Here is a 12,671-nt window from a genome sequence, read left to right as displayed (position 1 = left end):
ACCGGGGCGTTGCGGCGGCTGCTCGACGCCCTGGTCGCGCTGGGCGTCGTGGATCGTCGCCCGCTCGACCGGTACGGGCTGACGGGGATCGGGCGATCGCTGCTCGAGGACGCGTTCGGTACTGCCGCTCCCTCAGCGTTGCTCGCGGGCAGCGAGATCGGACGGGCCTGGGACGGGCTAGTATACGCTGTGCGCACAGGGACCTCGGCATTCGTCGCCAACACCGGCACCAATGTGTTCGCGCACCTCTCTTCCGCCCCGGCGGTCGAGGCCGTCTTCTACCGCTCGCAGGCGGCCGACCTGCAGCTGACCCTTGAACGGCTTAACGGCGTCGACTTCGCCCGATACGCCACGATCGTCGACGTCGGAGGCGGCGACGGTGCGCTGCTGGCGCATGTACTGCAGCGGTACCCGTCGGCGCGCGGTGTCCTGGTAGACACTGCAACGGCCGCCGCGGCCGCCCGTGATCGTTTCGCGGCTCCAGAGTTCGCAGGGCGCATCGCGGTCGTCACCGGAGACTTCTTCGCAGCCCTGCCACGCGGCGGCGACCTGTACATTCTGCGAGACGTCGAGGCTTATTCAGGGACGCTCAACAGACTGCTGCGTTGAGACGCTGGCCTGGGGAAGCGCCTTGCTTCATGATCATCCTGAATAAGCCTCGTCCTGCACGATTGGTCCGACGAGCGCTGCGCCGACTTGCTCGAGGTCTGTCGGCGCGACATGCCGCCGACCGCCACCCTGCTGGTGATTGAGCGCAGCGTTCAGCGCGACGAGAGAGGTGGGAGCGACGGCGACACGATGAACCACCTCATGGACCTCTACATGCTCAGCGTCCTCGGTGGTGGGCGCGAGCGCACGGCGGCCGAGCTCGACGAGCTTCTGGGCTCGGCAGGGTTCCGGGTCGGTCGGCGACACTGCCTCGGCCTCGCCACGGTCATCGAGGCGAGGCCGGCCGAAGCGGCGGCCTGAGCAGGGCATCAGGACGTCCTCGCTTCGGCCTCGGCGGCCCCCGACTCGGCGAGGTATCGGCGGGGGAGGGTGAACGCGACGGCTGCGGCGAGTACGGCGACGGCGATCCCCACGGTGAGTGCGACCGCGAGCGCCTCCGCGTAGGCCTGGGAGGTGCTGGCTGTCGACAGCACAAAGTAGGCGCTTCCGACCGTGGCGAAGCCAAGGCTGGCCGAAAGCTGGCCGACGCTGTAGAAGAGTCCGGAGGCGTCGGAGGCGTGCTCGCGGGTGACCTGGGACACCGACATCTCGGTCAGCGGTCCGACGACCAAACCCATCCCGAGCCCGCCGACGGCGCTCCCAGGCAGGAGCTGCCAGAACGCCGGGTCACCCGCGGTGCCGACCACCGCTACGATGACAAGGGCCATGCCCGCGGACATCACGACCAGCCCGGCCTGGACGACCGTGCGGCCGATGCGGGGGAGCAGCACCGTCGTCCCAAAACCGGCGCCGATCCCGGTGAAGATCGCCCAGGGGATCACAACCACGCCGGCGAGCAGCGCACTGTAGCCGAGGCTGCTCTGCACATACTGCGTGACGACCAGCGAGAAGCCCATAACCGGGACGAAGAACAGGATCTGCACCGCCATCGAGGCCCGGAACACCCCGCGTCGTCGCAGCGCGCCGGGCACCAGTGGCTGTCCACCGCGGCGTTCGGCGAACCGCTGGTGCGCGATAAACGCCATGAACAGGGCAGCCCCGGCTGCGGCTGTAACCAGCCCGGAGACCGCCTGCCCGCTCTCCGCCATCGTCGAGAGTCCATAAATCACCATGAACAGCGACACAGCCGAGAGCAGCAGTCCGGGCAGGTCCAGCTGAACCCGTTCCGGCGGTGTCGCCGGGAGCGTACGCAGCGCCAGGACCAGGATGAGCGCGCCGAGTGGAACGTTGATCATGAAGACACCGCGCCAGCTGGAGCCGAACAGGTCCAGCCCGATGATCAGGCCGCCGAGGACGGGTCCCGCGGACGCGGCGATCCCGAGCAATGCAGAGAAGGCGGCCATCGGCTTCGCTCGCTCCGCCGGCTCATACATGAGCTGGATGGTCGCGAGCACCTGGGGGATCATCAGCGCCGCGAACGCGCCTTGGACGATCCGCGCGCCGACGAGTAGCGAGGTCCCAGTCGCCAGCGCGCACGCCAAGGAAGCGAGCGTGAAGCCGACGCAACCGATGAGGAAGGCGCGTCGCACGCCTAGCCGCCGCCCCAGGCGAGCTCCGGTGATAAGTCCGACCGCGAAGGTAAGGGTGTAGGCGGCGAGCACTGCCTGCGTCTCGGACGCGCCCGCAGCGAGGTCCTCGGTGATCGTTGGCAGCGCCACCGTCACGATTGTGACGCCGAGCAGGTCCAGGAAACCGGCGAGGAGGAGAGCTGAGAGCGCGATCGTTCGCTGCTGCATGCCACGATAATACCTGAATGACTAAGATAAGTGGGCCCCGGCTACCCTGAGGCGTGTCCTCCGAGGAGGCCGTCGAGCTGATCGTGCGGCTGCTGCCGCCGTGGCTCTCCGCCGTCCAAGCAGTTAACGAGGTGATCGCCCGTGAGGCCGGTGTCGGGGCGTCCGACCTGCGGTGCGTGCATGAGCTCGTCGTCGACGGACCGCTGCCGGCGGGGGAGCTCGCCCGCCGGCTCCACCTGACCTCCGGCGCTATCACCCACATGGTCGACCGACTCACGGCGGCTGGCCTGGTCTGTCGGGTCCAGGACCGCCGCGACCGGCGCCGTGTGCTGGTCGAGGCTGACCCGGTGGCCCGCGAGCGGCTGATCAAGCGATACACGATGTTGGACGAGCAGGTCCGTCGCACCCTCGCGCAGTTCACCGCCGCGGAGCGAGCGGTGGTCGCCCGGTTCGTCGAGGCCAGCGTGCGTGATATCCGAGCCTTGCTCGGGTGACCACGGCGGGGACCTACTTCCCTGCGTCGGAGGTGCGGGAGGGCGCGGATCGCGGCAGGGTCCGCTCACCACCGACCGGTCCGGCAGAGCCGCCGGCCGACGCCGCACCGGGGCAGTGGCCTACGGGGCTGGCGGTGGTCCGCTGTCTGGTGGACGGACGGGGCTGGTGCCCGACCACGTGCTGTGCGTGACCGCTCGCCGTAGCTCCTCCTCGCTCTGCTCGACGCGGCCCATCGCGCAGCGGAGCAGCGGCGGGGCCATCAACGAGGTCACGATCGCGACCACCACGATTACGGTGTAGCCGGCGGTGTCGAGCACCCCCAGTCGCAGCCCGACGATGGCGACGATCACCTCGACGACGCCGCGGGCGTTCATGCCGGTGCCGAGAGCGATCCCCTCCCAACGCGACAGGCTCGACAGACGTGCACCGAGGTAGGCGCCGGCGAACTTGCCAATAATCGCCACGGAAAGCACGGCGAGCGCGGCGAGCAAAACGTCGGGACGGGTCAGGGCGGTGAGGTCCATGCGCAGGCCCGCCGTAGCCAGGAAGACGGGGGCGAGCACGGACAGGACCACGATGCGCAGAGGGCCGAGACGACGTTGTACCTCCGGGCCGGTGGTGGACAGCAGGAGCCCGGCGATGAACGCGCCGAGGACGGCCTCCAGGTTCAGGGCGTGGGTGATGGCCGCCGCTGAGAAGACGATGATCAGAGCGAGCGTTATGGTCGGGCCGGGAGCCTCGCTGCGAATGGCGCGTGCCGTGGCCCATTGCACGACCGGGCGCCCAACGACGGCAGCTACCAGCACGAATCCGACCATGGAGACAACGGAAAGGGCGACGGTCCCAGTGGCTACGCCGGTGGTCGCCGCGGCGGCGACGACAGAGAGTAGCAACCAGGCCACCGCGTCATCGACCATGGCTGCGGCCAGAATGAGTTGGCTGAGGTCGCGGTGCAGCAGATTCATGTCGGACAGGGTCTTGGCAACCACCGGGATGGCAGTGACGCACATCGCGACGCCGAGAAAGAGCGGGAACACTGACCCAGCGACCGGGGACGAGCCGGCGCCGGTGGCGGCCAGAGCGTTCGTTAGGCCGAACCCGAGGGCGACGCCGAACACGAGAGGGATGAGCAGCCCGGTGAGACTGACGGTGATCGCCACACGGCGTTGTCTGCTCAGGAATCGCAGATCGAGGTGGGCGCCGGCGAGTGCGACTAGGAGCAGCAGGCCGATCTGACCGACGCCGTCGAGTAGGTGCATCTGCTCGGGTTCGGCGGGCAACAGCCAGTTCGCCAGGTCCGGGGCCAGCCATCCCAGCAGCGACGGACCGAGCAGCACTCCGGTGAGCAGCTCTCCGACGACAGCCGGCAAGCCGACGCGTTCGGCCAGCGCGCCGAGCAGACGACTGATGGCGAGCAAGAGCACAAGACCGAGTAGGAAATGCAGGAGGGTGTCTGCGGACAGGGGCGGTACGGGCGCCGTGTCTGACATGGCCGGCTCCAGAGATGAGGATCGGGCGTCGAATGTCGGGACCGGTCGACCACGCTCTCACCTGTCCACCGATCGAGTTGGCTGACCGTTCGGGTGGGTGCCGCGAAATCTCCGTCGGACGCCGAGCCGGGTCCGGGGGGCGCGGGTGACCGCAGCTTCGCGGGCCTCGCCGGGACGGGGAAGACGGAGCCCGACGCGGGCGGTGCGCGCGGCATCCCGGTCCGGGCTCCGGGTGCCGTCCGGATGTACATGGTGCTCCCGCCTAGAGCCGCGACAATCACGCCACCGTGGCACGAGCTGCCCGTCAGGCAGCCAGCACCGGTGGAACCTGCGCGTGTGTGCGGGGAGCCACGTCCGGTGTGGACCGCGGTCGGCGATGTGGTCGTTCAACCGGGTCGCCCAGCGCGCATTGGCGAAGGGTCTCGGTGGCCGACAACGCGGACCGCGCCCCTCGGGTCGTCGAGGGGTACTCCGTCCGCTGCCGTTGTCCCTGAACGCGTCGGCCCACTGGTTGGCTGCAGCCCGCAGGAGCCGCCGTCATTCGGGGCGGTCGGGGACTGCTAGGGCGTGTCTCCCAAATAGGCGGACCGGGGTGCGCGATGCTTGATCGGTGCCGCGCACCGCTGTCCTGACCGATGCCCAGTGGGCCCGTCTGGCGCCGCTGTTGCCCTCCTCCGAGGGGCGTCGCGGGCGCCCGTTCCGCGATGACCGCCGGGTGCTCGAGGGGATCATCTACCGGTATCGGTGCGGGCTTGCCTGGCGAGACGTCCCGGCCGAGTTCGGGCCGTGGCAGACGTTGTGGAAGCGGCACCGCCGCTACAGCGGAGACGGCACCTGGGACCACATCCTGGCTGCTCTTCTGGTCGAGGCCGACGCCGCCGCGGTGCTCGGGTGGGCGGTCAGCGTGGACTCCACGATCATCCGTGCCCACCAGCATGCCGCGACCCTCAAGCGCGACACAGGGGGCCGGATCGAACTACACGAATCTGCTCGCCGAACCAGCAGATCACGCGCTGGGACGGTCCCGCGGAGGGCTGTCGACGAAGATCCACCAGCTCGTTGACGGGCACGGCCGCCCGCTGGTGGTCCTCCTCGGCCCCGGCCAGGGCGGCGACTCGCCAGTGTTTCCGCACCTGATGGCGCACCTGAGCATCGCCCGACCGGGCCCGGGACGACCCCGGACCCGGCCCGAACGCGTGCGCGCGGACAAGGCCTACTCCTCACGCGCGATCCGCCGGCACCTGCGCGAGCGCCGGATCATCGCTGTCATTCCGGAGCCCTCTGACCAGCAGGGGCACCGCAAACGACGCGGCTCACGCGGCGGCCGACCGCCCGCATTCGATCCGGTCGACTACCGAAACCGCAACGTCGTCGAGCGCGGGTTCTGCCACGTCAAGCAGTGGCGCGGTCTGGCCACCCGTTACGACAAGCTCGCCCTGACCTTCCGCGGCGGCGCCGTCCTGAAAGCGATCCTCACCTGGCTCCGCGCATTGGGAGACACGCCCTAGACCGCTAGGTCGACGATGTGGAGGCGCTCGCATCCGGGGTACCCCGTCGCGAGCTCACAGCAGAAAGAATGCGCGCGTTGGTGCGCGACGGCCGGGGAAGCGTACTGGTGGGTCTCGCGGAGGACGCCAGTCTCGAGGTGAAACGTGAAGTGCACCTGGGCGCCAAGGCCGTGGAGATCTAGCTGGCGAAGGACGTCGCATCGTTCGCGAGTACTGGCGGCAGCGGCCTGGTCGTCATCGGCCTCGCCACGAAATCCCGTCGTGAGTACGACGAAATATCCCGGGTCCACCACGTCGACCCGCGACTGACCGTTAGCGCCATTCGTCGGGTTGTGGATCGGAACACGTTCCCGAGGATTGAGGGTCTTGAGGTAAAGCGAGTTCCGGCAGAGCCGGACGGAGCGGCCGAGCTTATATACATCTTCGTTCCACCTCAGCCTCGCCCTCTTCTCCCATTTCTTGTGGCTGGCACCGTTATCCAAGACAGGGTCGAAGCTATCTGCGCAGGAATTCCGACACGGAGAGACGACGAGACGGCGATGATGTCCGTCCAGGAGTTGCACTCGATTCTGTGGGTAGGGGTAGCGCTATATGAGCAAGACCGCCCGGTACTGCACTTGCGGCGTCGCGTTGCCGGCGCAGCGCAGAATCTCCAGGGAAGCCCTGACCGCAGCCACAGCGGGCTGAGCCCGGGCGCATGTTGGAGAAGTAGCGAGCGATATCGCGATGGTTCAAGCTTCGTTGGTGTCGTCCCGGCCCAGCGGCGCCAGCGCGACCAGGTCGGGATCGTGGCTGTGAAGGTTCTTCTTATGCTCGGCGGCGATAACGGACCGACCGCACTGGGTTCGCCCAGCGCGTCAACGAAGACGGCGTCCTCGATAAATGCCTCCGCCCGCCGGTCGCCGTCACCGGCGTTCCACGCTTCGGTCAGCTTCGCAACTATCTCACCGGCGTCATGCCGACCACTGTGCACTCTCAAGCCAGGTTGAGATCAAGAGGCTTATTCAGGCTCCGTCAGGTAAGTGTGTAGAAGATGAGTCCGATGACTGCCGAGATTGTCGTTTTAAATGTGGCGTAGGGCCGCCGGTAGTCTGTGTGGAGAACTTTCCACGTTTTGATATGGGCGATGACTCGTTCGATGGTGGCGCGTGTGTGGTTGAGGCTCTTGTTGAATGTTTTTTGCCAGTCGAGAAGTTCCCGGCCGGGTGGTTTTTTGAACGGGGTGAGCATGCCGCGCCCGATGTATCCTTTATCGCCGATCGGGGGGTATGTGGCGAGGTGGTCGAGGGCGCCGGATTGGTCGAGGCAATATAGGTCGTGTCGGGAGCCTGGGGTCGGGTCGGAGATCCACGACAGCTGCCCTTCCAGGGTGGCTGCGACCTGGACGACGACGCCGGTGGTGCGATGCTTGCCCGACCACAGACCCGGCACCGCGGCCCATGACCAGCAGGGCAGCAAGGTTCCATCGATGATGTACTGCCGATCGGCACGAAGCTCCTCTGCCGTCGGAACGACACTCCGCAGCGCCTGTGCCAGCAACGGTGTCACCCCCGTGATCGCTCGACTAACCGTCGACTGCGACACCCCATAGGTTTCCGCCAACTCCCACTGCACACGATTCCCGCGCAGATACGCCAACGTGATCACCACCGACCAGAACAACCCCAGAACCGGCGGCCAAGACAAACGTGCCTCCGTCGCGTCCCGCTGATCCTGCTCATACACTATAGCGACAAGATCCTGAATTTCATCACGCCGGAAACCAGTGGTATAGTACATACTGCGGCAGCCCGTTCATCTCGGATTGATTCGGCAAACCAATATTCGCGATGGACGGGCTGTCGCCCAACCCGACACGCCGGGCTAGATCGTTATTTCACGGGGCCTGAATAAGCCTCAATATAGGTCGTGTCGGGAGCCTGGGGTCGGGTCGGAGATCCACGACAGCTGCCCTTCCAGGGTGGCTGCGACCTGGACGACGACGCCGGTGGTGCGATGCTTGCCCGACCACAGACCCGGCACCGCGGCCCATGACCAGCAGGGCAGCAAGGTTCCATCGATGATGTACTGCCGATCGGCACGAAGCTCCTCTGCCGTCGGAACGACACTCCGCAGCGCCTGTGCCAGCAACGGTGTCACCCCCGTGATCGCTCGACTAACCGTCGACTGCGACACCCCATAGGTTTCCGCCAACTCCCACTGCACACGATTCCCGCGCAGATACGCCAACGTGATCACCACCGACCAGAACAACCCCAGAACCGGCGGCCAAGACAAACGTGCCTCCGTCGCGTCCCGCTGATCCTGCTCATACACTATAGCGACAAGATCCTGAATTTCATCACGCCGGAAACCAGTGGTATAGTACATACTGCGGCAGCCCGTTCATCTCGGATTGATTCGGCAAACCAATATTCGCGATGGACGGGCTGTCGCCCAACCCGACACGCCGGGCTAGATCGTTATTTCACGGGGCCTGAATAAGCCTCAATGCTCGCGCGCAGATTCTTGATGCCCGCCGGAGTCGTGAATCAGATTCTAGGTTTGCGAAGAAGAGTGCGCGGTAGTCGCGGTGACCTCATCATGAGAGGTGGGGCCACCGCGACTACTTCGCTTGCGCGGGTCGCCGAGTTAGCTGCGACGAACGCCAGCCAGCAGTGCGGCTAGTCCGATGAGGCTGGCGGCCGCAATGAAGGCTCCGACGGCAGATGGAGTGTGATCATCGCGCAGGTTGGTGAAACCGCTATACACCATGAAGCCGGCGCACGCGAGCAGAAGCAGTAGAGCCCATCGTGGAGGGCGTCGCTCCTGCACTAATATCCCCCGCATTCTCGTGCCAGGTCGAGTCCGACGTTCAACACGCCCCCAGCTACGGCTCCGAACAGAGTGTAACCGGCGACCGCCTGGGTCACCGCAAGCGATGCGCCTGCTACGGCAGTGACTGGGAAGAAGTAGATCGCGCCGGCGACTCCCGCTACTAGTCCGACCCCAGCGCCAACCGCCTTCGCGCACCCGAGAGCGTCCAAGCCACTTGGATCGCTGTAACTGCAGGGGTTCGCCAGCCCGTAGGTGTAGGGATTGGGCTCAGCCTGGGACGGATCAGGCTGAGTGAAGCGAGCGAGGATGGGGTTGTGCTGGCGGTACCCGGTCAGGTATGTGCCGTGGTTGTCGGCGAGCTGCTGAGCGCCGATCCAGCGGAACGGGTTGCCGGCCGCAGCGGTGCCGGTGGAGGTGGTGTCGCCGTAGGGCTTGTAGTCGTACTTGGCGGCGAGGGCGCCGTTGCCGTCGATGAGGGCGAGTGTGGAGCCCTGGTAGTCGGTGACGGCGTAGAGGTTCTGCCCGTTGGGGGCGGTCTGGCCGATGAGGCGGCCGGCGGGGTCGCGGGTGAACTCCGACCGTGCGCCGTTGGTGGTGATGGCCGTGACGCCGATGGCGGTGTTCTCGAGGCGCTGTTCGGTGACGACGCCGCCGGCGTTCTTGGAGATGACCGCGCGCTGGGCCTGGTCGACCGAGTCGTAGGTGAAGTCGATCGTGCCGTTGCCGGCGGTGGTCGAGCTGCGGAGCTGGTTGGTGGGGCTGTAGGTGTTGTTGATCAGCCCGTTGGAGCCGGTGGTGAGGTTGCCGGCACCGTCGTGGGTGTAGGTGGTGTTGTTGCCGGATGCGACCTGTCCGGCGGAGTTGATCCCGAAGTTGCGTCCCTCGGCGGAGGTGAGGTTCGAGGCTCCGTCGAGGGCGTAGGTGAGGTTCCCGGCTGAGCTGTTGCGGGCGGTCAGCTGGTTGAGCGTGTCGTAGGTGTAGGAGAACGCGGTGCCCTCGCGGGTCTCGCGCTGGAGCTGGGTGGTGTCCTGGTTGTTGGCGTTCGTCCAACGGTAGGTGCGGTCGATCCGCTTGGTTCCGCCGCTGGTGGCTGCGACGAGTGCGGTCTGGCGACCGGACTTGTCGTAGGTGGTCGAGACCGTGAAGTTGCCGGGGTAGGTGGTCTTCGTCCGCTGGTCGTTCTTGTCGTACTGGTGGCTGGCCTCCATGCCGGTCTTCGGGCCGCGCTGGAAGGTGAGCCGGTTGGCGGCGTCGTAGTCGTAGAAGGTGTGGCCGCCGTCGTTGAACAGGTCGGTGACGTTGTTGCTGGCGTCGTAGCGGTAGAAGACGCGGTAGATGACGCCGCTGCGGGTGTTGTGCGCCTCGGTGACCTGGTTGCGGGGGCTGTAGGCCAGCTGCAGGCCGGTGTCGCCGAAGTATCGGCCGACCATGTTGCCTTCGGCATCGAAGTTGTTGTACTGCAGGGGCACGTAGGTGCCGTTGTTGTCGCGGCCGATCTCGACGAGGCGGTCCATCGCGTCGTAACGGTAGAAGATCTTGCTGCCGTTGCCGTCGACGATCTGGGTGACGCGGTCGAGGTTGTCGTAGCCGATGACGCGGGGCTGCATCGGCGTCGGCGGGGTCTCGACGGTCATACGGCCGCCACCGCCGTACTGGTAGGTGGTGACCCGGTTCGCGCCATCGGTCTTCTTGGTGGGCTGGCCGGCGGCGTTGTACTCGAACTTCACGACATCGCGGTTCTGCTGAACCGAGCGGACCGAGGTCAGGTCACCGGCGGCGTTGTAGAGCCGGGTCATCTGGTTGCCCTGGGCGTCGGTCATCGACGTCGGGAAGTACGGGTGGGCAGCGTTGGAGTAGCCGACCGAGTTGCTGGCCCCGGTGGGCAGCGTGGCGCTGGTGGGGCGGTTGTTGGCGTCGAAGGCGTAGGTCAGGTTCGACCCGAGCGCGTCGGTGGTCGAGGCGACGTCGCTGTTGGCGGTCCAGGTCTTGGACTGCTCGTTGCCCAGCTGGTCGACGGCCTTGGTCTGGCGGCCCTGGCTGTCGAAGTAGTAGTTCGAGACGCCCCCGCGGGGGTCGGTCTCGGTGGTCCGCCCGGAAGCCGGGTAGGAGTACTGGGTGGTGGCCGGAGTCTGGCCGTTCGGCTCGTTGATCGAGGTGACGCGCCGCTGGGCGTCGTAGCCGATGGTGTAGACGTCGCCGTTGGGGCTGGTGATCGAGGTCAGGTTGCCGTTCGAGTAGCCGAACTTGACCTCGTTGTCGAGCTGGTCCTCGAAGGAGACGAGGTCACCGGCGGCGTCGTAGTTGAACGGTCCGTGCTCGCGGCCAACCGGGTCGGTGTAGGACAGGACCCGGTCCTCGGAGTCGTAGTCCTCGAACTTGGTGACCCGGCCGATCGAGTCGTAGATCGCTGCGACGCGGTCGTTGTTGGCGGCGTCGTAGTTGAGCTTGGTGCTGACGTTGTTCTTGGTCAGCTGCTCCTTCATGACGCCGTTGGGGTGGAACAGCCAGCGATCCTCGGTCTTGTCCCACTTGATGGTCCAGACACCGTCGCTGGCGCGCGTCAGCTTGGAGTTCGCGCCCGAGCTGCCGGTGTAGGAACCGTTGGACTGGCGGGTGTAGGTCACGACGTAGCCGGTGGGGCCGTGCAGCTTCACCGTGGCGCCGCTGTTGATGATCTCGAGGCCGACGTCGAGGCCGGTGGACATCGCCCAGCCGCGGCCGAACGCGCCGGAGCCGGTGGACATGTTGTTGTAGACGTGGGAGACGTCGGAGGCCTGGCCCTCAGCGGCGACCACCGAGTTCGTGTAGCGCACGACGATGTTGCCGTTGGCCAGGTTGGTCAGCAGCTGCAGCTTGTCCGAGATCTGGCGGACCTCGACCGGGGAGAAGTCCCGCAGCCCGATTCCCGCCGCGCCGGCGTTCGGGCCGGGGCCGACCTTCTGCGTCTGCATCTGCGGGGAGATGGCGCCGCCGGGGTCGGTCGACTGCCCGGAGACGACACCTTGCCCCGGGTCGGCAGACACGACAGCCGGCGTCCAGGGCTCCGGCGACGGTGCGCCGCCGACGTTCGGGGTCGTGTCAGCGTCGCCAGGCTCGTAGGTCTCTGGCTTGTGGTCGGCGGTCAGCGCCGACCCGGGCTGGTTGGGATCCGGCGGGGGCGCAGGGGGCTGGGCTGCGGCCAGACCTCCGAACGCTCCCGAGCCGGTGGCAACGACCGTAGCCATTGCCACCAGCATGGTTCGTAACCGAAAACGCGCAGCATTGAGGCTTATTCAGGGCCGCCTGGCGGGCTACCTCGCTGCGGTCCCGACCTGGAGAAACACCGCACTTCATGATCACCCTGAATAAGCCTCTATACCACTGGTTTCCGGCGTGATGAAATTCAGGATCTTGTCGCTATAGTGTATGAGCAGGATCAGCGGGACGCGACGGAGGCACGTTTGTCTTGGCCGCCGGTTCTGGGGTTGTTCTGGTCGGTGGTGATCACGTTGGCGTATCTGCGCGGGAATCGTGTGCAGTGGGAGTTGGCGGAAACCTATGGGGTGTCGCAGTCGACGGTTAGTCGAGCGATCACGGGGGTGACACCGTTGCTGGCACAGGCGCTGCGGAGTGTCGTTCCGACGGCAGAGGAGCTTCGTGCCGATCGGCAGTACATCATCGATGGAACCTTGCTGCCCTGCTGGTCATGGGCCGCGGTGCGGGTCTGTGGTCGGGCAAGCATCGCACCACCGGCGTCGTCGTCCAGGTCGCAGCCACCCTGGAAGGGCAGCAGCTGTCGTGGATCTCCGACCCGACCCCAGGCTCCCGACACGACCTATATTGCCTCGACCATCCGGCGCCCTCCCACCTCGCCACATACCCCCCGATCGGCGATAAAGGATACATCGGGCGCGGCATGCTCACCCCGTTCAAAAAACACCCGGCCGGGAACTTCTCGACTGGCAAAAAACATTCAA

Annotated in this window: 9 protein-coding genes and 2 pseudogenes; 6 read left to right on the top strand and 5 right to left on the bottom strand. The window is 66.4% G+C overall.

The genetic code is table 11. The features are described from left to right. The first annotated feature begins 48 nt into the window (after positions 1–48). A pseudogene (locus KPL59_RS37920) lies at positions 49–969 on the top strand (methyltransferase). A gap of 8 nt (positions 970–977) precedes the next feature. Here KPL59_RS37920 and KPL59_RS32395 read toward each other — a convergent pair. Continuing rightward, complete coding sequence (locus KPL59_RS32395) at positions 978–2,405, bottom strand: MFS transporter (protein ID WP_226360128.1); 1,428 nt, start codon at positions 2,403–2,405, stop codon at positions 978–980. A gap of 53 nt (positions 2,406–2,458) precedes the next feature. Here KPL59_RS32395 and KPL59_RS32390 point away from each other — a divergent pair, with 53 nt between their 5' ends. Then, a complete protein-coding gene (locus tag KPL59_RS32390; RefSeq protein ID WP_226360129.1) occupies positions 2,459–2,899 on the top strand; it encodes a MarR family winged helix-turn-helix transcriptional regulator in 441 nt (146 codons plus the stop codon). A 120-nt stretch (positions 2,900–3,019) separates the two neighbouring features. On the opposite strand, the gene KPL59_RS32385 is transcribed toward KPL59_RS32390, so the two are convergent. Continuing rightward, positions 3,020–4,390 carry a cation:proton antiporter gene (locus tag KPL59_RS32385; RefSeq protein ID WP_226360130.1) on the bottom strand — a complete coding sequence of 457 codons (1,371 nt, stop codon included), beginning with the start codon at positions 4,388–4,390 and terminating at the stop codon, positions 3,020–3,022. 610 nt (positions 4,391–5,000) lie between these two features. On the opposite strand from KPL59_RS32385, the gene KPL59_RS36280 reads away from it, so the two are divergent. Together KPL59_RS36280 and KPL59_RS32380 are read left to right on the top strand one after the other, a co-directional pair. Then, entirely contained in the window at positions 5,001–5,453 is a 453-nt protein-coding gene (locus KPL59_RS36280) for an IS5 family transposase (RefSeq protein WP_374111683.1), read from the top strand. Continuing rightward, entirely contained in the window at positions 5,377–5,898 is a 522-nt protein-coding gene (locus KPL59_RS32380; RefSeq protein ID WP_374111689.1) for an IS5 family transposase, read from the top strand. The genes KPL59_RS36280 and KPL59_RS32380 overlap by 77 nt, the downstream gene beginning before the upstream one ends. Positions 5,899–6,912: 1,014 nt before the next feature. Here the strand turns inward: KPL59_RS32380 and KPL59_RS32375 are convergent. The 3 genes from KPL59_RS32375 to KPL59_RS32365 form a co-directional block, all read right to left on the bottom strand. Further along, on the bottom strand, positions 6,913–7,677 hold the full coding sequence (locus KPL59_RS32375; protein ID WP_226359944.1) for a transposase: 765 nt from the start codon (positions 7,675–7,677) through the stop codon (positions 6,913–6,915). Positions 7,678–7,794: 117 nt separating this feature from the next. After that, the gene (locus KPL59_RS32370; RefSeq protein WP_226360131.1) at positions 7,795–8,268 is read right to left on the bottom strand and encodes a transposase family protein; all 474 of its coding nucleotides are present in this window, start codon (positions 8,266–8,268) and stop codon (positions 7,795–7,797) included. Between the two features lie 443 nt (positions 8,269–8,711). Continuing rightward, a complete protein-coding gene (locus tag KPL59_RS32365) occupies positions 8,712–11,738 on the bottom strand; it encodes an RHS repeat-associated core domain-containing protein (RefSeq protein ID WP_226360132.1) in 3,027 nt (1,008 codons plus the stop codon). A gap of 378 nt (positions 11,739–12,116) precedes the next feature. Here KPL59_RS32365 and KPL59_RS37915 point away from each other — a divergent pair. Together KPL59_RS37915 and KPL59_RS32355 are read left to right on the top strand one after the other, a co-directional pair. Further along, positions 12,117–12,311: pseudogene (locus tag KPL59_RS37915) on the top strand (transposase family protein); the annotation flags it as partial. An 89-nt stretch (positions 12,312–12,400) separates the two neighbouring features. After that, on the top strand, positions 12,401–12,671 hold a 271-nt coding region (locus KPL59_RS32355; RefSeq protein ID WP_226363098.1), incomplete at its 3' end, for a transposase family protein.

Origin of the sequence: Pseudonocardia sp. ICBG1142 (genome assembly GCF_020496255.1) — a bacterium.
In the GTDB taxonomy this organism is placed as follows: Bacteria; Actinomycetota; Actinomycetes; order Mycobacteriales; family Pseudonocardiaceae; genus Pseudonocardia.
The sequence above is the reverse complement of the archived record's forward strand: the minus strand, read 5'-3'. Positions and strand labels throughout refer to the sequence as shown.

Bases quoted from the DNA above. Each gene is read 5' to 3' on its own strand.
- KPL59_RS32385 (WP_226360130.1), bottom strand. From the start codon at position 4,390: ATGTCAGACACGGCGCCCGTACCGCCCCTGTCCGCAGACACCCTCCTG.
- KPL59_RS32375 (WP_226359944.1), bottom strand. From the start codon at position 7,677: ATGTACTATACCACTGGTTTCCGGCGTGATGAAATTCAGGATCTTGTC.
- KPL59_RS32370 (WP_226360131.1), bottom strand. From the start codon at position 8,268: ATGTACTATACCACTGGTTTCCGGCGTGATGAAATTCAGGATCTTGTC.
- KPL59_RS32395 (WP_226360128.1), bottom strand. From the start codon at position 2,405: ATGCAGCAGCGAACGATCGCGCTCTCAGCTCTCCTCCTCGCCGGTTTC.